General features: G+C 69.2%; 26 protein-coding genes and 1 riboswitch. Of the genes, 13 read left to right on the forward strand and 13 right to left on the reverse strand.

Annotated features, from left to right (window positions below; all coding sequences use genetic code 11):
• The first annotated feature begins 7 nt into the window (after positions 1–7).
• A complete protein-coding gene (locus tag ABZ833_RS27060; RefSeq protein WP_361051333.1) occupies positions 8–883 on the forward strand; it encodes a methyltransferase domain-containing protein in 876 nt (291 codons plus the stop codon).
• A 54-nt stretch (positions 884–937) separates the two neighbouring features.
• Positions 938–2320, forward strand: coding sequence for a serine hydrolase domain-containing protein (locus ABZ833_RS27065; RefSeq protein WP_361051336.1), 1383 nt, complete (start codon positions 938–940; stop codon positions 2318–2320).
• Positions 2321–2426: 106 nt separating this feature from the next.
• Here the strand turns inward: ABZ833_RS27065 and ABZ833_RS27070 are convergent, their stop codons facing one another.
• Both ABZ833_RS27070 and ABZ833_RS27075 read right to left on the reverse strand, forming a co-directional pair.
• On the reverse strand, positions 2427–2879 hold the full coding sequence (locus ABZ833_RS27070; protein WP_361051339.1) for a GNAT family N-acetyltransferase: 453 nt from the start codon (positions 2877–2879) through the stop codon (positions 2427–2429).
• A gap of 58 nt (positions 2880–2937) precedes the next feature.
• Positions 2938–3396, reverse strand: coding sequence for a MarR family transcriptional regulator (locus tag ABZ833_RS27075; RefSeq protein WP_361051342.1), 459 nt, complete (start codon positions 3394–3396; stop codon positions 2938–2940).
• Positions 3397–3537: 141 nt separating this feature from the next.
• Between ABZ833_RS27075 and ABZ833_RS27080 the strand changes: the two genes are divergently transcribed.
• Entirely contained in the window at positions 3538–4746 is a 1209-nt protein-coding gene (locus ABZ833_RS27080) for an MFS transporter (protein WP_361051345.1), read from the forward strand.
• A gap of 45 nt (positions 4747–4791) precedes the next feature.
• Positions 4792–5217, forward strand: a complete 426-nt coding sequence (locus tag ABZ833_RS27085; RefSeq protein ID WP_361051348.1) for a heme-binding protein — start codon at positions 4792–4794, stop codon at positions 5215–5217.
• Between the two features lie 120 nt (positions 5218–5337).
• Here ABZ833_RS27085 and ABZ833_RS27090 read toward each other — a convergent pair whose 3' ends face one another.
• Both ABZ833_RS27090 and ABZ833_RS27095 read right to left on the reverse strand, forming a co-directional pair.
• Positions 5338–6207 (reverse strand): GNAT family N-acetyltransferase, encoded by an 870-nt coding sequence (locus ABZ833_RS27090; protein WP_361051351.1) that lies wholly within the window; start codon positions 6205–6207, stop codon positions 5338–5340.
• A 5-nt stretch (positions 6208–6212) separates the two neighbouring features.
• On the reverse strand, positions 6213–6764 hold the full coding sequence (locus tag ABZ833_RS27095; protein WP_361051354.1) for a DUF2269 domain-containing protein: 552 nt from the start codon (positions 6762–6764) through the stop codon (positions 6213–6215).
• A 76-nt stretch (positions 6765–6840) separates the two neighbouring features.
• Between ABZ833_RS27095 and ABZ833_RS27100 the strand changes: the two genes are divergently transcribed.
• Complete coding sequence (locus ABZ833_RS27100; RefSeq protein WP_361051357.1) at positions 6841–7473, forward strand: HAD-IB family phosphatase; 633 nt, start codon at positions 6841–6843, stop codon at positions 7471–7473.
• Positions 7474–7867: 394 nt separating this feature from the next.
• Entirely contained in the window at positions 7868–9448 is a 1581-nt protein-coding gene (locus ABZ833_RS27105) for a globin domain-containing protein (RefSeq protein ID WP_361051360.1), read from the forward strand.
• 35 nt (positions 9449–9483) lie between these two features.
• Here the strand turns inward: ABZ833_RS27105 and ABZ833_RS27110 are convergent, their stop codons facing one another.
• The 5 genes from ABZ833_RS27110 to ABZ833_RS27130 form a co-directional block, all read right to left on the reverse strand.
• The gene (locus ABZ833_RS27110) at positions 9484–9966 is read right to left on the reverse strand and encodes an NUDIX hydrolase (protein ID WP_249588927.1); all 483 of its coding nucleotides are present in this window, start codon (positions 9964–9966) and stop codon (positions 9484–9486) included.
• Between the two features lie 59 nt (positions 9967–10025).
• Positions 10026–10931: a LysR family transcriptional regulator gene (locus ABZ833_RS27115; protein WP_361051364.1), complete on the reverse strand. Its 906-nt coding sequence runs from the start codon at positions 10929–10931 to the stop codon at positions 10026–10028.
• A 227-nt stretch (positions 10932–11158) separates the two neighbouring features.
• Positions 11159–12388 (reverse strand): cystathionine gamma-lyase, encoded by a 1230-nt coding sequence (locus ABZ833_RS27120; protein ID WP_361051367.1) that lies wholly within the window; start codon positions 12386–12388, stop codon positions 11159–11161.
• Positions 12385–12882 (reverse strand): low molecular weight protein-tyrosine-phosphatase, encoded by a 498-nt coding sequence (locus tag ABZ833_RS27125; RefSeq protein WP_361051370.1) that lies wholly within the window; start codon positions 12880–12882, stop codon positions 12385–12387. Before ABZ833_RS27125 ends, ABZ833_RS27120 begins: the two co-directional genes overlap by 4 nt.
• A 9-nt stretch (positions 12883–12891) precedes the next feature.
• Positions 12892–13272, reverse strand: coding sequence for a phage holin family protein (locus tag ABZ833_RS27130; RefSeq protein ID WP_361051373.1), 381 nt, complete (start codon positions 13270–13272; stop codon positions 12892–12894).
• A gap of 71 nt (positions 13273–13343) precedes the next feature.
• Between ABZ833_RS27130 and ABZ833_RS27135 the strand changes: the two genes are divergently transcribed.
• The 4 genes from ABZ833_RS27135 to ABZ833_RS27150 all read left to right on the forward strand — a co-directional run bounded on the left by ABZ833_RS27135 (position 13344) and on the right by ABZ833_RS27150 (position 15652).
• Positions 13344–13661, forward strand: coding sequence for a cupin domain-containing protein (locus ABZ833_RS27135; RefSeq protein WP_160506069.1), 318 nt, complete (start codon positions 13344–13346; stop codon positions 13659–13661).
• Positions 13662–13876: 215 nt separating this feature from the next.
• Complete coding sequence (locus ABZ833_RS27140) at positions 13877–14098, forward strand: DUF5326 family protein (protein ID WP_249588932.1); 222 nt, start codon at positions 13877–13879, stop codon at positions 14096–14098.
• A 287-nt stretch (positions 14099–14385) separates the two neighbouring features.
• Positions 14386–15111: an IclR family transcriptional regulator C-terminal domain-containing protein gene (locus tag ABZ833_RS27145; RefSeq protein ID WP_361051809.1), complete on the forward strand. Its 726-nt coding sequence runs from the start codon at positions 14386–14388 to the stop codon at positions 15109–15111.
• A 103-nt stretch (positions 15112–15214) separates the two neighbouring features.
• Positions 15215–15652 (forward strand): SsgA family sporulation/cell division regulator, encoded by a 438-nt coding sequence (locus tag ABZ833_RS27150; RefSeq protein ID WP_249588933.1) that lies wholly within the window; start codon positions 15215–15217, stop codon positions 15650–15652.
• Positions 15653–15714: 62 nt separating this feature from the next.
• On the opposite strand, the gene ABZ833_RS27155 is transcribed toward ABZ833_RS27150, so the two are convergent.
• Positions 15715–17133 (reverse strand): YibE/F family protein, encoded by a 1419-nt coding sequence (locus ABZ833_RS27155; protein ID WP_361051378.1) that lies wholly within the window; start codon positions 17131–17133, stop codon positions 15715–15717.
• 71 nt (positions 17134–17204) lie between these two features.
• Positions 17205–17360: riboswitch (TPP riboswitch) on the forward strand.
• Here ABZ833_RS27155 and thiC point away from each other — a divergent pair.
• Positions 17353–19134 carry a phosphomethylpyrimidine synthase ThiC gene (gene thiC / locus ABZ833_RS27160; RefSeq protein WP_361051381.1) on the forward strand — a complete coding sequence of 594 codons (1782 nt, stop codon included), beginning with the start codon at positions 17353–17355 and terminating at the stop codon, positions 19132–19134. (Overlaps the previous riboswitch by 8 nt.)
• A gap of 121 nt (positions 19135–19255) precedes the next feature.
• Here thiC and ABZ833_RS27165 read toward each other — a convergent pair whose 3' ends face one another.
• The 3 genes from ABZ833_RS27165 to ABZ833_RS27175 form a co-directional block, all read right to left on the reverse strand.
• A complete protein-coding gene (locus ABZ833_RS27165; RefSeq protein WP_361051384.1) occupies positions 19256–20131 on the reverse strand; it encodes a hypothetical protein in 876 nt (291 codons plus the stop codon).
• Between the two features lie 181 nt (positions 20132–20312).
• On the reverse strand, positions 20313–21398 hold the full coding sequence (locus tag ABZ833_RS27170) for a metallophosphoesterase (RefSeq protein WP_361051387.1): 1086 nt from the start codon (positions 21396–21398) through the stop codon (positions 20313–20315).
• A gap of 250 nt (positions 21399–21648) precedes the next feature.
• On the reverse strand, positions 21649–22770 hold the full coding sequence (locus ABZ833_RS27175; protein WP_249588937.1) for a LacI family DNA-binding transcriptional regulator: 1122 nt from the start codon (positions 22768–22770) through the stop codon (positions 21649–21651).
• A 419-nt stretch (positions 22771–23189) separates the two neighbouring features.
• On the opposite strand from ABZ833_RS27175, the gene hisC reads away from it, so the two are divergent.
• On the forward strand, positions 23190–24269 hold the full coding sequence (gene hisC / locus ABZ833_RS27180; protein ID WP_361051390.1) for a histidinol-phosphate transaminase: 1080 nt from the start codon (positions 23190–23192) through the stop codon (positions 24267–24269).
• Positions 24270–24525: 256 nt separating this feature from the next.
• On the forward strand, positions 24526–26064 hold the full coding sequence (locus ABZ833_RS27185) for a cytochrome ubiquinol oxidase subunit I (protein ID WP_361051393.1): 1539 nt from the start codon (positions 24526–24528) through the stop codon (positions 26062–26064).
• Position 26065: the final 1 nt, after the last annotated feature.

The following is a 26065-nucleotide window of genomic DNA, read 5'->3' on the forward strand; positions in this document are numbered from 1 at the left end:
TGAAGTCATGCAGACAGCAGCAGCCACCACCGCCGACACCGCTCTTCCGACGCCGGATCCCGCCGCCCGCCTGGCAGTTGACTACGTCCACGGATATTCGCACCGCGAGGCCCGCCGGCTGGGAGACCAGGCGGACACCCTCGCCGCGCTGCTGCACGACGGCACGGCGTATCCGCCGGGGAGCCGAGTGCTGGAGGTCGGCTGCGGGGTCGGCGCCCAGACCGTCCACCTGGTCGACTCCAGCCCAGGTGCGCACTTCGTGGCCGTCGACCGGTCGGCGGACTCACTGGCGAAGGCCCGCGCCCGCGTCACGGCGCACGCGCCCGACGCACACGTGCGGTGGTGCCGCGCCGATCTCTTCGCCCTCCCCTTCCCGGACGCCGAGTTCGACCACATCTTCGTGTGCTTCGTCCTGGAGCATCTGGCGGCGGCCCAGCATGCGCTCGCCGGTCTGCGGCGGCTGCTGCGGCCCGGCGGGACCATCACCGTCATCGAGGGGGACCACGGGTCCGCGTTCTTCCATCCCGACAGCGTCCATGCCCGTGCGGCGATCGACTGCCTGGTTCGGCTCCAGGCCGATGGGGGTGGAAACGCCCTGGTCGGGCGGCAGTTGCAACCGCTCCTCGCGCAGGCCGGATACGACGGCGTCAGGGTGCGGCCACGCACCGTCTACGCGGACCGGACCCGGCCCGAGCTGGTCGAAGGCTTCACCCGCAGCACGTTCATCGCCATGATCGAGTCCGTCAGGGACGACGCACTGGCCGCCGCGCTCATCACCGAGACCGACTGGGACCGCGGTATCGCCGACCTGCGCAGGACAGCGGACGACGACGGGACCTTCCACTACACGTTCTTCAAGGCCACGGGCGCGCGATCCGCATAGCGCGGTCGGCGGAATTCGCTCGACGCACGGCTTCTCCGCGGGTGGACTAGGGCCATGACATCACCCCGTGAAGAGCTGTTGCCCACCACCCGCCGAGCCCTTGTGCACCGTGTCGCCACCGCCCAGGCGGAGGGACGGGCGCCCTCGCTCGTCGCCTCGGTGCTCAGGGACGGTGAGTTGGTGTGGACCGAGGGGCGCACCTGCGTCGAGGGGCACGCACCGGACGAGAATGTTCAGTACCGCATCGGCTCGATCACCAAGACTTTCACCGCAGTGCTGGTGATGCGGCTGCGCGACGAGGGAGTCCTTGATCTCTCCGACCCTCTGGAGAAGCACCTTCCGGGCACGGCCGCAGGCGACTCCACCATCGCGGAACTGCTCGCGCACACCAGTGGGTTGGCGGCCGAGACCCCCGGTGAGTGGTGGGAGCGTACGCCCGCGTCGCAGCGTCCCGAGCTTGAGGACGTACTCGGCGAGAAGCCCTTCAAGCACCCCACCGGCCGCCGGTTCCACTACTCCAACCCCGGTTACACGTTGCTCGGTTCGCTGATCGAGGCGCTGCGCGGCGACTCCTGGGAAGCCGTGCTGCGTCGCGAGATCCTGGAGCCGCTGGGCCTTGACCGCACGAGCGCCCAGCCGCAGGCACCGCACGCGGGCGGCTGGGCCGTCCATCCGTGGGCGGACGTGATGATGCCCGAACCGTCCGAGGACCTGGGTCTCATGGCCCCGGCCGGGCAGCTGTGGTCCACGACGGCGGATCTGGCGCGCTTCGGCGCCTTCCTCCTGGAGGGCGACGACCGGGTTCTGTCCGCCGATTCGGTACGGGAGATGCGGGTACCGGCGTCGCCCGCGCTGCCGGGGGACTGGAACGTGACGTACGGCCTGGGCACGCAGCTGATCGGCGGGGACGGTCACACTCTGGTCGGGCACGGGGGCTCGCTGCCTGGCTTCATGGCCGGGCTGTGGGCGAGCGAGGAGGACGGTCTGGTGGCGGTCACGCTGACCAACTGCACCTCCGGCCCTGCCGTGACCGCGCTGGCCGTTGACCTGCTGAGGATCGTGGCCGAGGCCGAGCCGCGCATTCCGGAGGCGTGGCGACCCCTGCCCGAGCTGGATGAGGCTCTGCTGGAGCTTGCGGGGCCCTGGTACTGGGGGACCAGCACCTTCGTGCTGCGGCCGCAGGCCGACGGGGCGGTCGACCTGTCGCCCCTCGCGGGTGGTGGCCGCGGCTCGCGGTTCCGGCCGAACGGTGACGGTGCCTGGACCGGCCTGGACGGCTACTTCGCCGGGGAGGTTCTGCGGGCGGTGCGGCGGCCCGACGGGTCGGTGAGCCATCTCGACCTGGGGTCGTTCTTCTTCACACGGGAGCCGTACGACGCGGGTACTCCGGTGCCGGGCGGGGTGGACCCGGAGGGTTGGCGGGGGCTTCCCCAGTAGAAGTGTGTGAGAGGCCGGTGGTTCGTCGTGTTTCACGTGAAACACGACGAACCACCGGCACGTCACGCGTCAGACGAACCACCGGCCCGTCATGTCAACGGCAGCTTCAGAGCTCCAGCTTGAAGCCCACATGCGAGGCCGTGAACCCGAGCCGCTCGTAGAAGCGGCGGGCATCGGTGCGGGTGGCATCCGAGGTCAGCTGTACCAACTGGCAGTTCTGGCGGCGGGATTCCTCGACGGCCCACTCGATGAATCGGGTGCCGAGGCCGCCGCCGCGCTCGTCGGCGTGGATGCGTACGCCCTCGATGATCGACCGCGTCGCACCCTTCCGGGACAGGCCCGGAACGATCGTGAGCTGGAGTGTGCCGACGACGCGTCCCTCGCGCACGGCGACGACCAGGTGCTGGTTCGGGTCTCCCGCGAGCCGTTCGAACGCCGCGAGGTACGGGGTGAGGTCGTTCGGCGACTCGCGCGCGCTGCCCAGGGGGTCGTCGGCGAGCATCTCCACGATGGCGGGGATGTCGTCGGCGACCGCCGGGCGTATCTCAAGATCTCCCATGAGGCGCAGCCTATGCAGCCACCTGCCTCTGCGGCAGGCCGCTGTGCCTGCAGACGGCCTACGCCGGTACGCGCACCGCTTCCACGGCCCTGACCAGGGGCGTGAGCTCCGGGTTCAATGCCGCCTCGTCGAGTGCCTCGCGCAGAGCGGCGTCATTGGTCGGGCGTGCCTCGTCGAGGAGCGCGATGCCTGACTCGCTGACGTTCGTGTAGATGCCGCGGCGATCGGTGGGGCACAGGTAGCGGGAGAGCAGCCCACGGTCCTCGAGCCGGGTCACCAGCCGTGTGGTGGCGCTCTGGCTGAGTACGACGGCGTCGGCGACCTGCTTCATCTGCAGATGGCCGCCCTCCCCGTCGTGCTGACGGCTGAGGACGTCGAGCAGGGAGTACTCGCGCACGCTCAGGCCGTGCTTGGCCTGCAGGGCGCGCTCGATATGGGTCTCGATCTTCCCGTGCAGCAGGGAGAGCGTGCACCAGCCCTGCGCAAGGGCGGTCAGTGCGGGGTCCGTCGCTGTCATGGCTCTTGTTTCCTCCGTCCCGGAGCGGCTGAAGACCAGGATAGTCCACCACTGCAATATCCGGCGGTTGCAAGTAACCCGCGTGTGCAACTATTGTGGACGCAAGCTAAGCGCACCTGCAACCGTCTGGAAGGTAGAACCATGCCTCTCGCGCTACTGGCCCTCGCGATCGGGGCCTTCGGAATCGGGACCACAGAGTTCGTGATCATGGGACTGCTCCCTGAGGTCGCGGGTGACTTCGGCGTCTCCATCCCCACCGCCGGTCTTCTGGTGACCGGCTACGCGCTCGGCGTCGTACTCGGCGCTCCCCTGATGACGGTTCTCGGCACCCGCATCTCGCGCAAGCGGATGCTGATGCTGCTCATGGGCCTGTTCATCGTGGGCAACCTGCTCTCCGCGGTGGCACCGGTCTTCGGCGTCATGCTGGCGGGCCGTGTCGTCGCCTCGCTCGCCCACGGTGCCTTCTTCGGCATCGGCTCGGTCGTCGCGGCCGAACTGGTCGCACCCGAGAAGAAGGCCGGGGCCATCGCCATGATGTTCACGGGCCTGACCGTGGCCAACGTGGTCGGTGTGCCGCTCGGCACGCTCGTCGGGCAGACCCTCGGCTGGCGCATCACCTTCGCCGTCGTCGCGGGCCTCGGCGTCATCGGCCTGGCCGGTATCGCCAAGCTCGTGCCGGACCTGCCCAAGCCCGAAGGCGTACGGCTGCGCCATGAGCTGGCCGCGTTCCGCAATGTCCAAGTGCTGCTCGCCATGGCGATGACGATCCTCGGCTTCGGCGGTGTCTTCGCGGCCGTCACGTACCTCGCGCCGATGATGACGGACGTCGCCGGTTACGCGGACTCCTCCGTGACCTGGCTTCTCGTCCTCTTCGGCCTCGGCATGGTCGCGGGCAACCTGATCGGCGGAAAGTTCGCGGACCGTGCCCTGATGCCGCTGCTCTACATCTCGCTGAGCGCGCTGGCCGTCGTGCTCGCCCTCTTCACCCTCACCGCGCACAACAAGATCGCGGCAGCCGTGACCATCACGCTGATCGGTGCCCTGGGCTTCGCCACCGTGCCGCCGCTGCAGAAGCGGGTGCTCGACCAGGCCTCCGGCGCGCCCACGCTCGCCTCGGCCATGAACATCGGCGCCTTCAATCTCGGCAACGCGCTCTCGGCCTGGCTCGGCGGCCTCGTGATCTCCGCGGGGCTCGGCTACACCGCCCCGAACTGGGTGGGCGCCGTCCTCGCGGGCTCCGCGCTCGTCCTGGCCGTCGTCTCGGCCGCCCTGGAGCGCCGCTCGGCCGCTCCCAGCCTGGTCGTCGCGGGCGCGGCCCCCGTCGAGCAGGCGACACCCGTCCACCACTGACCCCCTTCCAGCCCCCCATAAGCACCACCGCACAGGAGAAACCTCATGAGCACCACCACCCCCGCCGTCGCCCCGCTGACCACGCAGGACGCCGAAGTACTCATCACCGAGGCCCGCCGCGCCGCCGAAGCAGCCGATGTCACGGTCAGCGTCACCGTCCTCGACGCGGGCGGCCATCTGCTCGCCTTCCGGCGCGACGACCGGGCCGTGCTGATCTCCGGCGAGACCAGCACCCGCAAGGCGTACACGGCGCTCCAGCTCAACGCCCCGACCGCCGACCTCGTCGACCTGGTCAAGCCCGACGGGCCCTTCCACACCCTGCCCACCGCTCTCGACCGGCCGCTGCTCTTCATCGCCGGCGGCGTCCCGGTCCACCGTGACGGCCGTCTGATCGGCGCCATCGGGGTCGGCGGCGGGGCGCCCGAGCAGGACCACGGGTTCGCCACGGCGGCCGTGGAGGCGCTCGCGTAGTACGAGACCGCTCGCGCTCCGTACGACACCGCTGGTGCGACACCGCGTGACGACATGACGAAGGCCCGCCCTCAAGCACCCGGAACCATCCGGTACTTGAGGGCGGGCCTCTGCGTGTGGTCAGCCGGCCGCCACGGTCAGCGGCGCGAAACGACGGGTCCAGTCGCCGGGCAGCTCCGGGACGCCGTACGTCATCACGGTGTTGAAGGCGATGGGCGCGAGGCCGCGCTCCTTCACCCAGGCGAGCAGCTCTTCATGGCGTACGTCGATGTCGGTGCGCAGCGGCCGGTCCGAGCCCGCGGCTAGCGTGGCGATCAGGGCCTTCGCCGTCTCGGTGTCCCGGGCGATCAGAGGGCCGATGACATGAGTCTCCATGTTCGGCCAGGCACCCGCGTAACCGGTGATCGTGCCGTCCGCCTCCGCGACCCGCAGCTGGTCGACGAAGGCGGGAAGCCGGGTGAGCACGTGGGTGCGGTCGAGGCCGAAGACCTCGGTGTCGAGACGGACGATCGCGGGCAGGTCCTCCGCGGTCGCCGGCCGGGTGGCGACATCCGGCAGCGGGCCGCCGGGGGTGATCCGGCCGCGGACCATCTCGGCGCGGCCGATGGTCTTGAATCCGAGCTGCTCGTAGAGGGGGCGGCCGCTCGGCGTCGCGTGGAGGGTGAGCGGGGTGGTGCCGGCGCCTTCGACGACGTATCGCATCAGGCGACGGCCGAGGCCCTTGCGGGCGTACCGCTCGGCGATGAGGACCATGCCGATGGCTCCGAGGCCGGGGCGCTCCTGTGGTCCGTACTCGGTCACCACGCAGGCGGCGATGAGGCCGTCACCGTCGGGGTCGTCGATGCCGTATCCCGTGCCGGCGGAGAGCAGCAGCCCCCATTTGTGGTCCTCGCGTGGCCAGCCGCGGTCCTGCGACAGGTCGGCGCAGGCGGTGACATCACGGAGGGTCAGCCGGCGGATGGGCAGTGCGGAGAGGGTAGGTGTCGACACGCGGCTCAGGCTGTCTGACGTACGTCCTTGGCGTCCACCGGTTTGTGGGCAGAAGCACGTCGGTTCTGGCCACGTTGCTTCCGGCCACGGCGGGTCAGGCCCCAGGGCTTGAGGACCGAGATGACCGTCATGAAGAGGTAGGCGCTCAGGGAGACGATGGGGCCGGCGATCAGGCCGGTCGGATCCGTCACGGGGGAGCCCGCGGACACGGTGGCGACCGTGTCGTTGATGCCCGGACGCAGCGCGAAGGCCGATGCGGCGGTGGTGGCCAGGGTCAGCCAGAACTTCGTGTAGACCCAGCGGTGCCTGGCGAGGCCCCAGGGAGTCCCGAGGGACAGCAGCAGGCCGCTCAGGAGCGTGAGCAGCGCGAGGGGGAGCACCAGCCAGTCCGCGAAGAGCTTCATGGAGCGCGCGGCGGCTTCGATGACCGGGGCTGAATCCGTGGTGATGGCCGCGATGGCCAGCGCGAGCAGGCCGAGCGTGAGCCCGAGCCAGCCGGCGGCGGCGGTGACATGGACGACGAGGGTGGCCCGGCGAGCGGGGCGGCTTAGTTTCACGTGAAACACGGTGCCGGGAGCTGCGGCCGATGGCGTCTGACAGCGGGAGTAACCGCGGGTACTAGCCTCGGCGTACATGGCACGCCTTCACCTCTTCGACCTGGACGGAACGCTGCTGCACGGCACGGCGGCGCCCGTGGAGATCTCGCGCCAGCTCGGCCTCGAAACTGAGATCGCGGAGCTGGAACGGGATTTCCTGGCCCGGCAGATTGACTCGCCCCAATACGCGGTGCGTGTGCACGCCCTGTGGGCGGAACTCACGGACGCGCAGGTCACAGCCGCCTTTGAGGGAGCGCCGTGGCTGATGGGGATCCGGGAGACCTGGGCCGAGATCCGCGAGGGCGGCGACTACTGCGCGGTGATCTCGCTGTCGCCGTCGTTCTTCGTGGAGCGGCTGCTCGGCTGGGGCGCACATGCCGCGTATGGATCGGTTTTCCCCGCTGTGCCGTTCACCGAGCCGGTGAATCCGACGGGCATTCTCAACGCCGCGGCCAAGGTGAAGATCGCGAACCGGCTCTGTGAAGAGTTCGGGGTGGGGCGGTCCGATTGCGTCGCTTATGGCGACTCGCTCTCTGACGTGGAGCTGTTCGGAGCGGTGCCTGTTTCGGTCGCTGTCAATGCGGATCAGCGGCTGGTCGGGCTCGCCACCCACTCTTATGTCGGGCGGGATCTGCGTAAGGCGTATGAATTGGTGCGCGCCGCCTGGTAATTGGAGCAATTGACGGACGCGGGCCGCTGAATTCCCGGTGAAGTACGGCGGGACTTGTGCGCCGGGCGGCTGCCGGTATGGTCGAGTCCGGTTCGGGCCGGGTGCATCTCAGTGCACCCCTGGGGGGCACGGGCGGAGGTCAACGCAGCCTAACGGGGCGAAGAGATCGAAGACCTGAACTTTCCGTTATGCGACCGGCGTGACGATGAGGGATGGGACGCTGCGGTGAGATGACTGCGGGCAATGTCACATTTGCTGCCTACTTGTCCGTAGGGTCCGGTAATCCGAGGTTCAATGTGGCCACATTGGCTACCGAGGCAGAGCGGGGAACGTAAGCGGCTTCCTACAGGGAAGTGCACGGACCGACTGAGAGATGTTCGAGGCGAGGCACAGCATGGACGCTCCGACCACCACGTCGGCGGGCAACGGCACTTCCGGCGACAGCGGCGGTGGAGGCGGCTGGTTCACACCGCGCAAGGCGCCGAAGCCGTCGGAGGGCGGCGAGCCGACACAGCCCGAGGGCAGTGAGCCCGAGGCGGCCGAGGGCCGCCGTGTGTCCGCCATACGCCCGCTGGGCAGGTCCGGCGCCGCGTCCACATCCGCTCCTCAGGCCCAGCCCGCACCTGAAGCTGAGCGCGCTGCCGACGAGCGAATACCGGCCGCCCGGGACGCGGCGGAACCGGCGTCCGCTCCGGCCGCGGCGCAGAGCGCTCCCCACGCCCCGGCATCACATCCCGAGCCGCGCCCCGAGCGCGTACCGGAGCCACGGCAGCAGCCTCCGCAGGGACAGCCCGGCAGCCCGCAGCGGCAGGCCGCCCCCCAGGCGCAGGCGCAGTCGCGGCCCGAACCGACGCCCGTCCCTCAGGGCTCCCCCGACGCGATCCGCGTCCAGCGCACGATGGCCGAAATAGGCCCCGTCGCCGACAAGGTGACCTCGTACTTCTACGCGCTGCTCTTCACCCGCCACCCCGACCTGCGCCCGCTGTTCCCCGCCGCGATGGACACCCAGCGCGACCGGCTGCTCAAGGCGCTGCTGACCGCGGCGGAGCACATCGACAACACCGAGGTACTCACCGCGTACCTGAAGAACCTGGGCCGCGGACACCGCAAGTACGGCACCAGGCCCGAGCACTACCCGGCCGTCGGTGAGTGTCTGATCGGCTCGCTCAGCCGGTACGGGAGCGCGGTCTGGGACGAGGAGACCGAGGCCGCGTGGGTCCGGACGTACACGACGATCTCCCAGATCATGATCGACGCGGCCGCCGCGGATGAACTGCGCGCCCCCGCCTGGTGGTTCGCCGAGGTCGTCTCGCACGACCTCAGGACGCCTGACATCGCTGTCGTCACCGTCCGGCCCGACCAGCCCTATCCCTTCCTCGCAGGCCAGTACACGAGCCTGGAGACGCCCTGGTGGCCGCGGATCTGGCGGCACTACTCGTTCGCGTCGGCACCGCGCTCCGACGGGCTGCTCTCGTTCCATGTGAAGGCCGTCCCCGCGGGCTGGGTCTCCAACGCCCTGGTGCACCACGCGCGGCCCGGTGACGTCCTGCGTCTTGGCGCGCCAGCAGGCTCGATGACCGTCGACCACACGACCGACAGCGGCTTGCTCTGTCTGGGCGGCGGCACCGGTATCGCCCCCATCAAGGCGCTCGTCGAGGACGTCGCCGAGCACGGCGAACGGCGCCCGGTCGAGGTCTTCTACGGCGCCCGTACGGACCACGACCTGTACGACATCGACACGATGCTGCGCCTCCAGCAGACCCACCCGTGGCTCTCGGTCCGCCCGGTCGTCGACGATCACGCCCAGCTCCCGGACGCCGTGCGCGAGTACGGCCCCTGGAACGAGTACGACGCCTACCTCTCGGGCCCGCCCGGCATGATCCGCAGCGGCGTGGACGCGCTGCGGGACATCGGCATCCCGGCCGGCCGGATCCGCCATGACTCCGTGGAAGAACTGGTGGCGGCGGCCGACTGAGGGTCGGCCAGAGAGCAGGTCAACCCGGGAACGGATCAGCCCAGATCAGGGGCGTGCATCGCGCGTACGCCTTCGATGTTGCCGTCCAGATAGTGCCGCAGCGACAGCGGAACGAGATGGACCGAGGCGATCCCGACCCGAGTGAAGGGCACGTGGACGATCTCGTACTCGCCGCACGGCTCCTCCATCTCGGGGCCGTGCCGCAGCGAGATGTCCATGGACTCAAGACGGCAGACGAAGAAGTGCTGGACCTTGACGCCGGTCGCGCCACCGTCCTCGCCGATGTGCTCGACGGTGTCCACGAAGCAGGGCACGACGTCGGAGATCTTGGCGCCGAGCTCCTCGTGCACCTCACGATGGAGCGCGTCGACGACGGTGGCGTCCTCCGGCTCCACGCCGCCACCGGGGGTGAGCCAGTAGGGATCGACGCCGGGCTTGGTCCGCTTGATCAGGATCAGGTCATCGCCATCGAGCAGGATGGCGCGTGCGGTGCGCTTGACCACGGGTCGGACGGTCATGGGAGAAATGTGGCCCGGACTGTTCCACGTGAAACATCGTGAACCAGTCGGAGTCCCGCTCAAGCCCAGTCGACGGCAGCACGCAGCAGCCACTCGTGCGCCCGCGCGATGTGCGGCATCGCGAGCGTGCCGGTGCGTACGGCGAGAAAATACGTGCGCAACGGGGGCACCGCGGGGTCGAGCAGGGCCACGACCTCGCCACTCTTCAGAGCGGGCGCACAGAGATAGCGCGGCAGCACGGCGAGCCCGGCCCCGGCGGCGACGCAGGCGAGCACCGCCCGGAGGTCCGGCACAATGACGGCGCCCGATGCGGCCGGACGGGTGTCGAAGACGGCGGCCCAGTAGCGGGCGACCAGCGGCAGCGACTCGTGCACCTCCACCACCGGCAGGTTCTCGAGCACGGAGGCGCCCTTGCGGCGCAGCTTGCCGGGGCCGATGCGGGCGGCCAAGGGCGGGCCCGCGACCAGGACGTGCTCCTCGTCGCAGAGAGGCGTCGCGGTGACCAGCGGGCCGCGTGGCCGGGCCGTGGTGATGGCCAGGTCATGGTGACCGGCGGAGAGCCCTTCGATGACCTCCTCCGCGTTGCCGAACGAGGCACGCAGAGCGAAGCCCTGGCCGTCCTGCCCGGTCAGCGTGGTGAGAGCGGGTAACGCGCGGGCCGCGGTGAACTCCAAGGGCCCCGCGAGGTGGAGGGTGCGTACCGAGGAGTCCTCTTCGAGGCCCGTCTCGGCGATCTCCACCAGGGCGTCGAGATGCGGCGCGGCCTTGTGGGCGAGCTCGTCCCCGATGGTCGTGGGGGTCACGCCGCGCGCCTGGCGCAGGAACAGGGGGCGGCCCAGCTGCCGCTCAAGGGTGCGTATCTGCGACGTCACGGCGGGCTGCGAGAGACCGAGCAGGGCGGCCGCGCGCGTGAAGGAACCGGCCCGGTGCACGGTCACAAACGTGCGCAGCAGGGCCAGATCCACGGCGGCACCCTCCCCTCCCGGCCCTCGGGCCGCGCCCAACTATAAATATGTCGATAGGTCTCTGTCGCTACTGTGATTGGACACTGACACAGAGTCAACTAGCCTTGTGCGCGCGGTTCTTCGCGCGCAGAACCGGGACGGTCCGAGCCACGAGGGGGGAGGCTCGGACCGTTCGTTGTGCGTAGCCCGGTACTAGCCGGGAGCGGCCCGCGCGCACTCGGGGGCCGTCAGCCCGCGGACTCGTCCAGTGCGCGCAGCACGTCCGCGACCAGGTCATCGGGGTCCTCGGACCCGGCGGAGAGGCGGATGAAGCCCTCCGCGACGGCGTCCCCGCCCCAGCGCCCACGCCGCTCCGCGGTGGAACGCACGCCGCCGAAGCTCGTCGCGTCGTCCACGAGACGCAGTGCGTCGAGGAACCGGTCCGCACGCTCGCGCGAGGGCAGCGTGAAGGAGACCACGCACCCGAAGCGCCGCATCTGCTGCGAGGCGATCTTGTGCGAGGGGTCGTCCGGCAGCCCCGGGTAGCGAAGCCCGGTCACTTCGTCGCGGCCCCGCAGCGCCTCGGCCAGGGCCAGGGCATTGGCGTTTTGGCGGTCGGCGCGCAGCTGGAGCGTGGCGAGCGAGCGATGCGCCAGCCAGGCCTCCATCGGCCCCGGGATCGCCCCGACGATCTTGCGCCAGCGCCGCACGGCAGCGGTCAACTCGGCATCGCGGCAGGCGACGTACCCGAGGAGGATGTCGCCGTGGCCGGTGAGCATCTTGGTGCCGCTGGCCACGGAGAAGTCCGCGCCGAGTTCGAGGGGGCGCTGGCCGAGCGGCGTGGCCAGGGTGTTGTCGACCGCCACCAGGGCTCCACGCGCGTGGGCCGCGTCGGCGAGGCGCCGCACGTCGCACACGTCGAGGCCCGGGTTCGACGGGGTCTCGATCCACAGCAGCTTGGCGCCGTCCAGGACGTCGAGCTGGGCGTCGCCGCCGGTCGGGGCGGTGCGCACCTCGATGCCGTACGCGGTGAGCTGCTCCCTGACCAGGGGCAGCGCCTGATAGCCGTCGTCCGGCAGGACCACGGCGTCACCGGCGCGCAGCTGCGAGAAGAGCACCGCGGAGATGGCGGCCATCCCGGAGGCGAAGACCAGGGTCTCGACGTCGGTGCCTGCGGCCCCGTCACTCCCCTTGCCCGGGGCCTCACCCGGCGCCTCGGCCGGAGCCTCGAGCTCGCCGATGGCCTGCTCGAGAAGGGTCCAGGTCGGGTTGTCGTCGCGTCCGTAGGTGTACGGCCCGGTCGGGTCGCCCGGCAGGTGGAAGTGGGCGGCGAAGACCGGGCCCGGGAGGGTCGGCTCGTGCTTCACGGGCTCGGGGAGGCCGGCCCGCACCGCTCTCGTGCCGTCACCCATCCCGGTGCCCGCTCCCGCGCCGGTGCCTGCGCCGTCGTCCGCGGATATCGCTGCGGAGTCCGTCATGCCGCCCGCCCTTCCCTTGCTTCGCGTACGGCGTCGAGCAAGCCGTCGCTCGCCGCCTCCACCATTCTCAGGCACGCCTCGAACCCGTCGTCGTCCCCGTAGTACGGATCGGGGACGTCCAGGTCGCCCAGGCCGGCGGCCACGGGGTCGTACGAGCGCAGCAGCCGCACCTTGTCCGCGTCGGCCGGTGTGGGCGCGAGGCGGCGCAGGGCCCGGTGGTGGCCGGAGTCCAGGGCGATCACCAGGTCGAGCCGGGAGAACCAGGAGGCCTGGAAGCGGCGCGCCACGTGGTCGCTCTCATACCCGGCCGCCGTCAGGACGGAGACGGTGCGCGGATCGGCGCCGTCCCCCTCGTGCCAGCCGTCGGTGCCCGCACTGTCCACCACGACCAGGCCACCGAGTCCGGCCTCGTCGACCCGTGCGCGGAAGACGGACTCGGCCATGGGGGACCGGCAGATGTTGCCGGTGCAGACGAAGCACACGGAGAAGGCCATGGGGCGGGCTCAGTCCTTGTCGTCGGGCAGGACGACGTTCATCGCCCAGGACACGATCGAGATGATCAGGCCGCCCAGGACGGCGGTCCAGAACCCCTCGACGTGGAAACTCAGGTCGAACTTGTCGGCCAGCCACGAGGTCAGCAGCAGCATCAGGGCGTTGACCACGAGCGTGATCAGGCCGAGCGTCAGGATGAACAGCGGGAACGTGAGCACCTTCACGATCGGCTTGACCAGGAAGTTCACCAGGCCGAAGAGCAGTGCGACGACGATCAGCGTGAGCGTCTTCTTGCCCGTGCTGTCGCCGGTCAGGGTGATCTTGTCGAGGAGCCACACGGCTACGGCCAGGGCCGCCGCGTTGGCGATCGTCTTGACTACGAAATTCTTCATGTGTCTGATCGTTGCAGACGGACGGCCAGAGCGGTCGGCTCGCGACCTGGGGCAAGGGGCGTACGAGGACGATGAAGGCATTCCGGCTGGATGAACTGGAGACGGAGCGCGCCGCGAACGACGGCGCGTATCTGCAGTTTCTGCGCGAGCGGAACATGTCGGTCGGGCTGTACGCGCTCGACGCCGGGGAGTCGGATCCGCAGCAGCCGCATCAGCAGGACGAGGTGTACATGATCGTCAGCGGCCGGGCGTCGATCACGGTCGGCATGGAGACCACCCAAGTCGCGCGCGGCAGTGTCGTGTACGTGCCGGCCGGGGTCGCCCACAAGTTCCACCACATCAGCGAGGACCTGCGCGTGCTCGTCGTCTTCTCGCCACCGGAAGGCTGAGTCCTCCACGCCGGAAGGGGAAGGCTGAGTCCTCTACGCCGGAGGGGGAAGGCTGAGTCCTCTACGCCGGAGGGCTGACTTCTCAGGGCTCCGACCTCGGGGTTCCCTAGGGGGCGGATCAGGGGAGGACAAGGGATGCGAGGCCCCCGTCGGGCCCTCCGCCGCCCTAGCATCGAATGCAAGAAGTAGGACAGATGCGGAGAGAGGTAAGGACGATGGCAGCGCAGGAGATCTTCTCGGGATTGCCGTGGTGGGTGAAGTGGATCGCGGTGCCGGTCATCGCCCTGGTCGTGTTCGGCGGTTTGATAGCGAGCGTCGTGGGATTCGTGGTCGGCCTGTTGTTCAAGGCACTGATTTTCGTCGCGCTGGTGGGTGGACTCATCTACGTCGTACGGAAGTTCATATCCGGCTCCACCTCTTCGCGCAGCGATTGGTGACTTCCCGCAACAGTTCGCTCGGGTGGGGGAAGTTTCCTGGTGCGGCGCCTTAGCCCGTCGGCCAACGGTTAGAGTCCGAAAACCGACGCGGGGCGAGCCCCGCGCGCGGGCGCACCGCGCTCCCACCCGTGTATCCCGGGCACGGGCGGAACCCCCACGCGTTTCGGGAGTGAACCTTGGCCACGGTTGACGCCACACCCGCCGACATCTCGTCCAACGACCCTCCGTTCGGGGCATCGCCGACCGTCACGGCGTCAACTGCCGCCGCACCGACTCTCATTGGTTCGGTGCAGCGGGCGATGCGGTTGCTGGAAGCCGCCTCCGCACATCAGGAGGGCGCGCCCGCCAAGCAGTTGGCCCGGGAGGCCGGGCTGGCGCTGCCCACGGCGTATCACCTGCTGCGCACGCTGACCCACGAGGGCTATCTCTGCCGGGAGAAGGGCGTGTTCGTGCTCGGCGAGGCGGCTGAGCGGCTGAGCGCGAGCGGGGCGCAGCAGAATCGTCGCGGCATGATCGGCGAGGCCCTGGAGCACTGGCGCGATTCCATCGGGGTACCGGTGTACTTCGCCGTCTACCGCGAGGGCGAGATCGAGGTCGTGGCCGTCGCGGACACGCCGGGGAATCCGGCGGTCGAGGAGTGGGCCGACTTCCGCGAGACGGGACACGCCCATGCGATCGGGCAGTGTCTGCTCGCCCAACTCGACGACGAGCAGCGCCAGGACCACCTCTCCCGCTATCCGGTGCAGTCGATCACTCGGTACTCGGTCCGTGACGACCGTAGTTTCATGCGCCGCCTGGACGGGATGGGCCGGATGAAACCCGTGGTGGAGCGGCAGGAGTACGCGTTGGGGACGGTCTGCGCCGCGATTCCGATCACCGCGGGCAACACGGCGGCCACGATGGCGATTTCCGTGCCCGCCTATCAAGCAGATCGGCTACTTCCTGCAGCTGAACGGTTGCAGAATGAACTCGGAAGGCTACTAGGGACACTTGCCTTCTCTATCAGCATCTGAAAACTCACTCCTTGTGATCTGATGTGTACGTTAAGCAAGATGCCATGAGTGTCAGGGAGTTGGTTCCTGGCCAGTCGAGCTTTAGCGACGGGGTAGGCGGGCGATGCGCGAGTCGGTCCAGGCAGAGGTCATGATGAGCTTCCTCGTTTCCGAGGAGCTGTCGTTTCGCATCCCGGTGGAGCTGCGTTATGAGAGCGGCGATCCCTACGCCGTCCGGCTGACCTTCCACCTCCCCGGGGACGCCCCTGTGACCTGGGCCTTCGGCCGTGAGTTGCTGGTCGACGGGGTGGGCGGCGCGTGCGGCGACGGGGACGTGCACATCGCGCCCACCGATCCCGAACTGCTCGACGAGGCGCTCATCAGGCTCCAGGTCGGTGGGGACCAGGCGCTGTTCCGGGTGGGGATCCCGCCGCTGCTCGCCTTCCTGGACCGTACGGACAAGCTGGTTCCGCTGGGGCAGGAGCGGGCGCTCGCCGACCTCGAGACGCACCTGGACGAAGCGCTCGACCGGATCCTCGCGGAGGAGCAGAGCGCGGGTTGACCTCTCGCGAGCCGCAGGGCGAGGCCGTACGGCAGATTGGTGCATTTCGTGGCATCGGCGGCTCAGGCCTTGCGGCGTCGGCCCTTTCCGCCACGGGTCTGCTTGGCGACCGGGGTGGCACCAGCGCCGGCACCAGCGCCGATACGACCAGCACCAGCGCCGATACGACCGGCACCAGCACCGGCACCAGCACCCGCGGGGGCCGACCGGTCGGCCGAGACCACCAGGGCCGCGAGCGCGGTCGTCACCGGCACCGAGGCGACCAGGCCGATCGAGCCGACCAGGGTGCGCACGATCTCCTCGGCCACCAGCTCGCTGTTGGCCACCGTGCCCACGCTGCTCTGTGCGATCGAGAACAGCAGCAGCAGGGGCAGAGCGGCGCCCGCGTAGGCCAGGACCAGGGTGTTGACGACCGAGGCGATGTGGTCGCGGCCGATGCGGATGGCCGCGCCGTACAGACCGCGCCAGCCCATCGTGGGGTTGGCCTGGTGCAGTTCCCAGACGGCGGACGTCTGGGTCACGGTCACGTCGTCGAGCACACCGAGCGAGCCGATGATGACGCCGGCCAGCAGCAGGCCGCTCATGTCGATGCCGGGGTAGAGCCCGTGGATCAGGCCGGTGTTGTCGTCCGTGTTGCCGGTCAGCGAGGCCCAGCCGATGAAGAGCGAGCCGAGCAGTCCGATGAGGAGCAGTGAGATCAGCGTGCCCAGGACGGCGACGGACGTACGCGCCGTGAGGCCGTGGCACAGATAGAGCGCGATCAGCATGATGGCGCTGGCCCCGATCACCGCCACGACCAGCGGGTTCGAGCCCTGGAGGATCGCGGGCAGGATGAAGAACGTCAGGACGACGAAGCTCAACGCCAGGGCGATCAGGGCCATGAGGCCGCGCATCCGTCCCACCACGACGACGGCGAGCGCGAAGATCCCGGCGAGCAGCGCCATGGGGAACTTCCGGTTCACGTCGGTGACCGAGTACTGCAGCGCCTCGGGGGCCGTGGGCTCATAGGCGACCACCACCTGCTGGCCCTCGCGCAACTGCCGCGGTGAGTCCGGCTGGACGATCTCGGTGAAGGTGCGGCCCTTGTCCTTGCCGCTGGTCACCTCGATCGTCGCCTTCTTGCAGACGCCCTTCGCGCGGGACTGCGCGGACTGGCCCTCGGCGGTGGAGGTGTCGCCGTTGGGCGGGGTCTGCGAGGCGTTCACGTCCTTGCAGGGGAGCTCCTGCACCTTCGTGACGTCGGCCGACTGGGTCTGCCGGTCGAAGCCGACTCCGGTGCGCTCGTGGGACGGTGCGCCACCGGGCCAGAACACCGCGAGCCCCACGAGGACCGCCGTGGCGAACGGAATCAGTACGGCGGCGATGACCTTGCGCAGATGCTTGGAGACGGGCGCCGCCGGACCATGGCTGTGGGAGTGCCCATGCGGCTCCGGAGGCGCGTTCGGGACGGGCGGCTGGGACGGCGGCTCAGTGGTGGTCACTGCCCGATCATCGCAAGAACGGAGGGGGCCCTCTGTTCAGCGCGCCCGATATGACGCTAGCGTGGAGCCACCTTTGCAATCGCGGGAGCTCGGAGCACCGGGCTGAGAGGGCGCTGACCTCCGTACGAAGTGGCACAAACAGTGCACGAGCCGTACGGAATTCGCTGCGTCGACCGCCGAACCTGTTACCGGGTAATGCCGGCGTAGGGAGTAGGTCTCATGACCACAGCGGACGCACGCACGCCTGCCTCGACGCAGAACGAGAGCGACGAGGCCGGGAAGTCCATCGGCTGGCACAAGGCGTATGTCGAGGGCTCGCGCCCCGACCTGCGAGTGCCGGTCCGACAGGTGCACCTCACCAACGGCAAGGCCGTGACCCTGTACGACACTTCGGGGCCGTACACCGACGAGTCCATCGACACCGACGTCCGCAGGGGTCTCGCGCCCCTGCGCGAGAACTGGATCATCGCCCGCGGCGACACCGAGGAGTACGTGGGCCGCCCGCCCCGCCCCGAGGACGACGGCATCAAGCACACCTCGCCGCGCGGAGGCCTGAAGAACCTTGACGCGGTCTTCCCCGGCCGCCCGCGCCAGCCGCGCCGGGGCCGCGGTGGCCAGGCGGTGACGCAGCTCGCGTACGCCCGCCGCGGCGAGATCACGCCCGAGATGGAGTTCATCGGGATCCGCGAGAACCTCGATCCCGAGGTCGTGCGCGCGGAGGTCGCCGCGGGCCGCGCGGTCATCCCCGCCAACGTCAACCACCCGGAGATCGAGCCGATGATCATCGGCAAGAAGTTCCTGGTGAAGGTGAACGCCAACATCGGCAACTCCGCGGTCACCTCCTCCATCGAGGAGGAGGTGGACAAGATGACCTGGGCGACCAAGTGGGGCGCCGACACGGTCATGGACCTGTCCACCGGGCGCAACATCCACACCACCCGCGAGTGGGTCCTGCGCAACTCCCCCGTCCCCATCGGGACCGTGCCGCTCTACCAGGCACTGGAGAAGGTCGACGGCCAGGCCGAGGCGCTGACCTGGGAGATCTACAAGGACACGGTCATCGAGCAGGCCGAGCAGGGCGTGGACTACATGACGGTGCACGCGGGCGTGCGCCTTCCGTACGTCCCGCTGACCGCCAACCGCAAGACCGGCATCGTCTCGCGCGGCGGCTCGATCATGGCGGCCTGGTGTCTGGCGCACCACAAGGAGAGCTTCCTCTACGAGAACTTCGAGGAGCTCTGCGAGATCCTCGCGTCGTACGACGTGACGTACTCGCTCGGCGACGGTCTGCGCCCCGGCTCGATCGCGGACGCCAACGACGAGGCGCAGTTCGCCGAGTTGCGCACCCTCGGGGAACTCAACACGATCGCCAAGCGGCACAACGTACAGACGATGATCGAGGGCCCGGGACACGTCCCGATGCACAAGATCAAGGAGAACATCGACCTTCAGCAGGAGATCTGCGAGGAGGCGCCGTTCTACACGCTCGGCCCGCTGACCACGGACATCGCACCCGCGTACGACCACATCACCTCGGGCATCGGCGCCGCGATGATCGGCTGGTGGGGCACGGCGATGCTCTGCTACGTCACGCCCAAGGAGCACCTGGGCCTGCCCAACCGCGACGACGTGAAGACCGGGGTCATCACGTACAAGATCGCGGCCCACGCGGCGGACCTCGCCAAGGGTCACCCGGGCGCGCAGGACTGGGACGACGCGCTCTCGGACGCGCGCTTCGAGTTCCGCTGGGAGGACCAGTTCAACCTGGCCCTCGACCCGGTCACGGCACGGGAGTTCCACGACGAGACACTGCCGGCGGAGCCCGCGAAGACGGCGCACTTCTGCTCGATGTGCGGGCCGAAGTTCTGCAGCATGAAGATCTCGCACGACATCCGGCGTGAGCACGGCGGTACGCAGGACGAGATCGCGGCGGGCATGGACCAGAAGTCCAAGGAGTTCGCGGCAGCCGGAAACCGCGTGTATCTCCCGATTGCCGACTGATCGCCGACTGATCGCCGATTGATCACCGGCTGATCGTCAACTGATCGCGACGGACCTGCGTCACGGCATGGCTCTTCGGGCGGGCGGTCGCCGCCGTCCGCCCGGAGCCGTGCCTGGCCCGCTACTCCGGCTTGTGGTCGGGACCGCCGAAGTCCGGGCTCGAGAAGTCCGGGCTCGAGAAGCTCGGGCGCGGTCCCGCCGCCGGGCCGCCTTCCGGGCTGCTGAATCCCGGCCTGTGATAGCCGAGTTGGGGCATGCGGCTGCTCGGGTCCGCCGACGGCGTACGAGCTGCGTGCGCCGCCCCTGGATCCGCGAGCGCCTCCCGCAGGAACGGAAGGAGGCCGCGCTCCAGGAGTGCCTCGCCCCAGGCTTCCCTGGCGCGGACCACCTCCTCGTTCTGATCGCCGTACGAACCGGCGAGGAGCGAGGTGGAGCCGTTGCGCAGGGCCGTCAGGAGCAGGCCGACCGCCGCGATCAGGATGCCCCCTGCGGTGAGCGCGCCGAACAGCCATCCCGCGGTGAGCAGGGTGTCCGCGAAGGCGGGCTCGGGGTTGAGCATCTTCAGGATGTAGCCGACGAGCAGGAAGATCGCGGCGGCCGCCCCGGCGAGTACGGGTGCGAGCACCGCGACGACGGCGATGGCCCCCGCCCCAGAAGCCTGGGTGGTGACCTCCCCCATCGTGGTGGCGAGACCGAGGCCGCCGGAGCCGGCTTCCGCCGGACCCTCGGGACTTCGCTCCCGGATCGATGGTGCGGCAGATCCGCTTTCGCGCAGTTCTTCGCGGACCTTCACATAGTGCGTGTACTCGGTCGTGGCGGCGGCAGTGATCAGCGCAGTGGCGTTCAGTGCCATGGTGCGCAGTTGTTCGGGATTGAGCCGTTCGCCCACTGCGGCGAGATCAGGACGATTCGGTGCGGTGCGCAGCGCCTCATCGAGGATCCGCTCGTACTCGGGGCGGTCCTCATTGAGCAGGTGTGGAGCGCTGTTCATGTGCATCCCCCGATGCTCCGTAGGGCTTGGGGCTCGCATGGCTACGAGCCGTCGGGCAGAAACGGAGGGGAGCCTGCTACGGATAAGCCGATGGTAGAGCCGTGACGGCACGCGGTGACAGGGGGTTTCCAGAAAAAGGCCCCTTGGCCAGCGTGATCGTGTAGGGGTGCACCTGCCCCAGGAACGCTCAGTTATCCAGGGGCAGTTGGCAGACCAGCAGTTTTCCGGCCATGGTCACGCCGCCGTCCATGGCGATGGCCAGTCCGCCTGCGTAGATGTGCGGTCCCTCGATGACGGGTCCGCCGCCGTCCGAGTCATCCTCGGAGCCGACATCGCCGAGCAGATACGGGATGGGGCTGTGGCCATGCACGATGCGGTGGCCGCCGTACATGTCGAGGAGTTCGCGTACGGCAGCCGGGCCCGACTCGTCGCGGAACGCGAAGCGCTTGGTGAACTTCCGGAAGAGGTCCCAGCACTCGTCCGCGTCGTTGCGCGTGAGGGTCTCGCGGACCGTGTCGTTCACGGCTTCGATCGAGTCGCCGTAATCCAGATAGGCGGTCGTGTCGGAGTGCATCAGGAGATGCCCGTCCTCCGACTCGATCGCGTCGAGGCGGGCCATCCACTGCAGATGGTGGTCCTCGAGGCGCTCCATGTCGGTCTTCTGGCCGCCGTTCAGGAGCCAGGCGGCCTGGAACGTGGCCGTGCCCGCGCCCGAGTTGACCGGGGTGTCGCCGAACCGCTTCGCGCCGAGCAGGAGCAGCTCGTGGTTGCCCATCAGGGCCTTGCAGTAGCCGCCCGCGGCCGCCGCCTGCGCGGACAGGCGCATCACGAGGTCGATGACGCCGATGCCGTCCGGGCCGCGGTCGGTGAAGTCGCCGAGGAACCACAGGCGCGCGTTGCCCGCGGACCAGTCGCCGTCGGCGTCGATGAGGCCCTGCTCCCGGAGCGCGCCGAGCAGCTCGTCCAGATAGCCGTGCACATCGCCCACGACGAACAGCGGGCCGTGCTCCTCGGACGCCGGTGCCTGCGGAGGCTCGGGCATGGCCTGCACCTCCACTTGCACGGTGTCGCCGCGGTTGATGACCGGCAGGTCGCGCTGGGTGGGGGTGTACCCCTCGTCCAGCTCTCCGGGGATCACCCCTGGGGCGCCCGGAGCCGCCCCGCCCGCCGGGTCCCCCTGGACCGGACCGGTCTCATGGACGTACGCCGGAACGCGGAAGTCGCGCAACGTCGCCGTCCGCACATCGGGTCCCTGACCGGCCCCCTGAGTCATCGACCCCTCCACCACCATTGCGCCGCATTGCACCGAGATCGGACTGCCTGGTCGCAGCGGCCCGCGGTGTCGTCCGCCCATCATAGGAATGCGGCTCGCGCTGTGTGGTGCACCAGGGGTGGTGAATCAGTGCTGAACCCCAGTTCACCGAGGTTTTCTCCCGAATTGGGTAGGGGTTTCCTCACAAGTCACGGCCGGGCCGTGCCGGGCAGTGCCGGTTGACGGGGGTTCTCCCCGCCGAGCGGCCCGCTCAACCGGGCTCGGGTGAGCGGGGTGGGCTGACCGTCGTACGCGGTGGACGTCGCTCGGACGAGGTGCGCACGATCAGCTCCGTCGGTATCACCTGCTCGACGGGCCGGCCCGAGTCCAGGCCTTCGATGGCGTCGATCAGGAGCTGGACGACGGCTGTGCCGATGCGCCGCGGTTTGAGCGAGAGCGTGGTGATCGGCGGCTCGGTGGTGGCGTAGACGGTGGACTCGCTGCAGCACACGAGCAGCAGGTCGTCCGGGACGCGCAGTCCGTACCGGCGGGCGGCCGCGAGGAGATCGGTGCCGTTCGGGTCGAAGAGGCCGTACACGGCGTCGGGCCGGTCCGGTCGGGCGAGCAGCCGGTCGGCCGCGACCGCGCCGGCACACGGGTCGTGGGCCGGGTAGGACTCGTAGACGGGGTCCTGGCCGACGCGCTCGCACCAGCGCAGGTAGGCGGTCGTGGACAGGTGGGTGTACGTGTCCGTGGTGGTCCCGGTGAGCAGCCCGATCCGGCGGGCTCCGGCCGCCGCGAGGTGGTCGAGGATCTCCAGGACCGCCGCCTCGTGGTCGTTGTCGACCCAGGCGGTGACCGGCAGCGACCCGGCCGGGCGGCCGTCGGACACCACGGGCAGGCCCTGGCGCACCAGTTCGCTGACGACGGGGTCGTGGTCGGACGGATCGACGACGACGGTGCCGTCGAGCGCGACGTTCGACCACACGTCGACCGGGCTGCGCCGGGAGGTGGCGGGCAGGATGACAAGGGCGTAGCCGCGGGCCAGCGCGGCCGAGGTCGCGGCTCTGGCCATCTCCGCGAAGTACGCGAATTCGGTGAAGGTGAAAGGTTCATCCCCGTATGTCGTCACGGTCAGGCCGATCAGGCCCGACTTGCCGGTACGGAGGGTTCGGGCCGCCGCGGAAGGGCGATAGCCCAGCCGTTCGGCGACCTCGCGGACATGGCGTCGGGTGGCGTCCGGGAGCCGGCCCTTGCCGTTAAGAGCGTCGGAGACAGTCGTGATGGAGACACCGGCGGCGGCGGCGACGTCTCTGATGCCCGCTCGGCTCTGCCGGTTGCCCCGGCGGGCGGTCTCCGCTCGGCTCACCTGGTGGTTCCCTGCTGCTGTCATGGCGAGCCGATAGTAGGGCTCATGGGGGTGGGTAGTGCGGACGCATATTCACTCGTTGACAGGCACGTTTCTGCATGGCCAAACCCGGTCAACGACCTTTGATTGCAAGGGAGTTGGCGGGTTCAGGGGTGGACGGTCCCTTGTCGTCGCGCACGGGCCTGCCAAATGAGCGATGTCTCGAAGAGGTCTCAACTCACCTTCACGGGTGATGCGCGCCACGGAGTGAGCCACCGGCGCGCGCCAGGGCGGGGAGCGCTCCCCCCTCGGCGCACGCCTGCCGGGGCTCTGGCGGGGCTCTGTCGAGGGCCGGCGGGAGCGGATCCCTCTGACCCATTCGCAGCGGCGCTGAATCCTCATAAGGTGAGGAGTATTGAAGTCAGGGTGTTCAGGTGTTGCAGGTGTTCAAGAGGAGGACTGCGGTGAGCGAGACGAGCCCGAGGCTGCGTGCCGAGCTGGAGGGTATCCCCACCTACAAGCCGGGGAAGCCTGCCGCGGCCGCCGGTCCGGTGGCCTACAAACTGTCCTCGAACGAGAACCCCTACCCGCCTCTGCCGGGCGTCATGGAGAGCGCGCTCACCGCAGCGGGCACGTTCAACCGCTACCCGGACATGGCGTGCACCGGCCTGATGAGCGAGCTCGCCGACCGCTTCGGGGTGCCGGTGTCGCACGTGGCGACGGGCACCGGTTCCGTCGGCGTCGCGCAGCAGCTGCTCCAGGCCACGTCGGGCCCGGGTGACGAGGTCATCTACGCCTGGCGGTCCTTCGAGGCGTACCCGATCATCACGCAGGTGAGCGGTGCCACGTCGGTGAAGGTGCCGCTGACGCCGGGGGACGTCCACGACCTGGACGCGATGGCCGACGCCATCACCGACCGGACGCGGCTGATCTTCGTCTGCAACCCGAACAACCCGACCGGCACGGTGGTGCGCAGGGCCGAGCTGGAACGGTTCCTCGACCGGGTGCCGAGCGATGTCCTCGTCGTCCTCGACGAGGCCTACCGCGAGTTCATCCGTGACGCCGAGGTGCCGGACGGCGTCGAGCTCTACCGCGACCGCCCCAACGTCGCCGTGCTGCGTACGTTCTCCAAGGCGTACGGCCTCGCGGGGCTGCGCGTCGGCTTCGCGATCGCCCATGAGCCGGTGGCGGCCGCCCTGCGCAAGACGGCGGTGCCCTTCGGCGTGAGTCAGCTGGCGCAGGACGCGGCGGTGGCCTCGCTGCGGGCCGAGGACGAACTGATGGGCCGCGTCGGCTCGTTGGTCGCCGAGCGCACGCGGGTGGTCGAGACGCTGCGCGGGCAGGGCTGGACGGTGCCGGAGACGCAGGCGAACTTCGTGTGGCTGCGGCTCGGGGAGCGTACGGCCGACTTCGCGGCGGCGTGCGAGAAGGCCGGCGTGGTCGTGCGGCCGTTCGCGGGCGAGGGGATGCGCGCCACGATCGGCGAGACCGAGGCCAACGACATCTTCCTGCAGGCGGCCGAGGCGTTCCGCAAGGAGCTGTAGGCGAGGGTGTGACGGGCGAAGGGGCCGAGGGCGTTGTCCTCGGCCCCTTCGCTGTGTCCGTGTGTCCGTGTGGCGGTCCCGTCGGCTGTGTGACGTTCCCGTCAGTAAGGGGGACCCCCTGTCGATGCTCAGAACCGGTACGACATAATGCTTGTGAATGTGAACGCGTTCACAAGCGTGTCCCGGTTCCTCCGAAGTTCAGTGGGATTAAAGGGGCAAACTGCCGATGTGATCACGGCCGTAAGGAGAAGTCGACGTGGATCTGGCTCTGGCGCCTGAGACATTGGCGCGATGGCAGTTCGGCATCACCACCGTCTACCACTTCCTGTTCGTCCCTCTGACGATCTCGCTGGCCGCCCTTACGGCGATCCTGGAGACCGCTTGGGTGCGCACGGGCAAGGAGCACTACCTCAGGGCGACCAAGTTCTGGGGAAAGCTGTTCCTGATCAACATCGCGATGGGTGTCGTCACCGGCATCGTCCAGGAGTTCCAGTTCGGCATGAACTGGTCCGACTACTCGCGCTTCGTCGGTGACATCTTCGGGGCGCCACTGGCCTTCGAGGCGCTCATCGCGTTCTTCTTCGAGTCGACCTTCATCGGCCTGTGGATCTTCGGCTGGGACAAGCTCCCGAAGAAGCTGCACTGCGCCGCGATCTGGATCGTCTCCGCCGGGACCATCGCGTCGGCGTACTTCATCATCGCCGCCAACGCCTTTATGCAGCACCCGGTCGGCTACAAGATCGTGGAGCGGGACGGCACCAAGCGCGCGGAGCTCACCGACTTCTCGAAGGTGCTCTTCCAGGAGACGACGCTCGTCAACTTCGCCCATGTCATCTCGGCGGCCGTCCTGGTCGGAGGCGCCTTCATGACCGGCATCGCGATCTTCCACCTGCGCAAGAAGCAGCACATCCGCACCATGCGGATGTCGATGCGGCTCGGCCTGGTCACCGCGTTCGTCGGCACCCTGCTCACCGTGGTCAGCGCCGACACCCTCGGCAAGGTCATGTACGAGCAGCAGCCGATGAAGATGTCGGCCGCCGAGGCCCTGTGGGAGTCGGAGAAGCCGGCGCCGTTCTCGCTCTTCGCGTACGGCGATGTGTCCAAGGGGCACAACGACGTGGCGATCGAGATCCCCGGAATACTGTCCTTCCTCGCCAAGAACAACTTCAGCGCCGAGATCCCCGGCATCAACGATCTCAACAAGGAGGCGCAGGAGAAGTTCGGGCCCGGCGACTACCGGCCCAACATCCCCACCGCCTACTGGTCCTACCGCTGGATGATCGGCTTCGGCGGGGTCTCCATGGCCCTGTGCACCGCCGGGCTCTACCTCACGCGGCGGAGGTTCTGGCTGGCGCCGGAGCACCGCACCGGTGAGGACGACGTGCCGAAGCTCATGCTCACCAAGAACAAGGAGCTGACGCCGAAGCTCGGCAACTGGTGGTGGCGGCTCTCCCAGTGGACGCTGATCTTCCCCCTCATCGGCACCGCCTGGGGCTGGATCTTCACCGAGACCGGGCGGCAGCCCTGGGTGGTCTACGGCGTCCTGAAGACGAGGGACGCGGTCTCGCCGGGGGTTTCGCAGGGTGAGGTGATCACCTCGCTGGTCGTGTTCACCGCGATCTACGCCATCCTCGCCGTGATCGAGGTGAAGCTGCTGCTCAAGTACATCAAGCAGGGGCCGCCCGAGCTCACGGAAGCCGACCTCAACCCGCCCACCAAGATCGGCGGGCCGGGAGCGGGATCGGGCTCGGACAGTGACGAAGACGCCGACCGGCCCATGGCCTTCTCGTACTGAG

The sequence above is a fragment of the Streptomyces sp. NPDC047525 genome, from assembly GCF_040643025.1.
Taxonomy (GTDB): domain Bacteria; phylum Actinomycetota; class Actinomycetes; order Streptomycetales; family Streptomycetaceae; genus Streptomyces; species Streptomyces durmitorensis.

What these genes read in the sequence shown, in the direction of transcription:
- ABZ833_RS27060 (WP_361051333.1), top strand. Translation starts at nt 8, where the DNA reads ATGCAGACAGCAGCAGCCACCACCGCCGACACCGCTCTTCCGACGCCG.
- ABZ833_RS27065 (WP_361051336.1), top strand. Translation starts at nt 938, where the DNA reads ATGACATCACCCCGTGAAGAGCTGTTGCCCACCACCCGCCGAGCCCTT.
- ABZ833_RS27070 (WP_361051339.1), bottom strand. Translation starts at nt 2,879, where the DNA reads ATGGGAGATCTTGAGATACGCCCGGCGGTCGCCGACGACATCCCCGCC.
- ABZ833_RS27075 (WP_361051342.1), bottom strand. Translation starts at nt 3,396, where the DNA reads ATGACAGCGACGGACCCCGCACTGACCGCCCTTGCGCAGGGCTGGTGC.
- ABZ833_RS27080 (WP_361051345.1), top strand. Translation starts at nt 3,538, where the DNA reads ATGCCTCTCGCGCTACTGGCCCTCGCGATCGGGGCCTTCGGAATCGGG.
- ABZ833_RS27085 (WP_361051348.1), top strand. Translation starts at nt 4,792, where the DNA reads ATGAGCACCACCACCCCCGCCGTCGCCCCGCTGACCACGCAGGACGCC.
- ABZ833_RS27100 (WP_361051357.1), top strand. Translation starts at nt 6,841, where the DNA reads ATGGCACGCCTTCACCTCTTCGACCTGGACGGAACGCTGCTGCACGGC.
- ABZ833_RS27105 (WP_361051360.1), top strand. Translation starts at nt 7,868, where the DNA reads ATGGACGCTCCGACCACCACGTCGGCGGGCAACGGCACTTCCGGCGAC.
- ABZ833_RS27110 (WP_249588927.1), bottom strand. Translation starts at nt 9,966, where the DNA reads ATGACCGTCCGACCCGTGGTCAAGCGCACCGCACGCGCCATCCTGCTC.
- ABZ833_RS27120 (WP_361051367.1), bottom strand. Translation starts at nt 12,388, where the DNA reads ATGACGGACTCCGCAGCGATATCCGCGGACGACGGCGCAGGCACCGGC.
- ABZ833_RS27125 (WP_361051370.1), bottom strand. Translation starts at nt 12,882, where the DNA reads ATGGCCTTCTCCGTGTGCTTCGTCTGCACCGGCAACATCTGCCGGTCC.
- ABZ833_RS27130 (WP_361051373.1), bottom strand. Translation starts at nt 13,272, where the DNA reads ATGAAGAATTTCGTAGTCAAGACGATCGCCAACGCGGCGGCCCTGGCC.
- ABZ833_RS27135 (WP_160506069.1), top strand. Translation starts at nt 13,344, where the DNA reads ATGAAGGCATTCCGGCTGGATGAACTGGAGACGGAGCGCGCCGCGAAC.
- ABZ833_RS27140 (WP_249588932.1), top strand. Translation starts at nt 13,877, where the DNA reads ATGGCAGCGCAGGAGATCTTCTCGGGATTGCCGTGGTGGGTGAAGTGG.
- ABZ833_RS27150 (WP_249588933.1), top strand. Translation starts at nt 15,215, where the DNA reads ATGCGCGAGTCGGTCCAGGCAGAGGTCATGATGAGCTTCCTCGTTTCC.
- thiC (WP_361051381.1), top strand. Translation starts at nt 17,353, where the DNA reads ATGACCACAGCGGACGCACGCACGCCTGCCTCGACGCAGAACGAGAGC.
- ABZ833_RS27165 (WP_361051384.1), bottom strand. Translation starts at nt 20,131, where the DNA reads ATGCACATGAACAGCGCTCCACACCTGCTCAATGAGGACCGCCCCGAG.
- ABZ833_RS27170 (WP_361051387.1), bottom strand. Translation starts at nt 21,398, where the DNA reads ATGACTCAGGGGGCCGGTCAGGGACCCGATGTGCGGACGGCGACGTTG.
- ABZ833_RS27175 (WP_249588937.1), bottom strand. Translation starts at nt 22,770, where the DNA reads ATGACAGCAGCAGGGAACCACCAGGTGAGCCGAGCGGAGACCGCCCGC.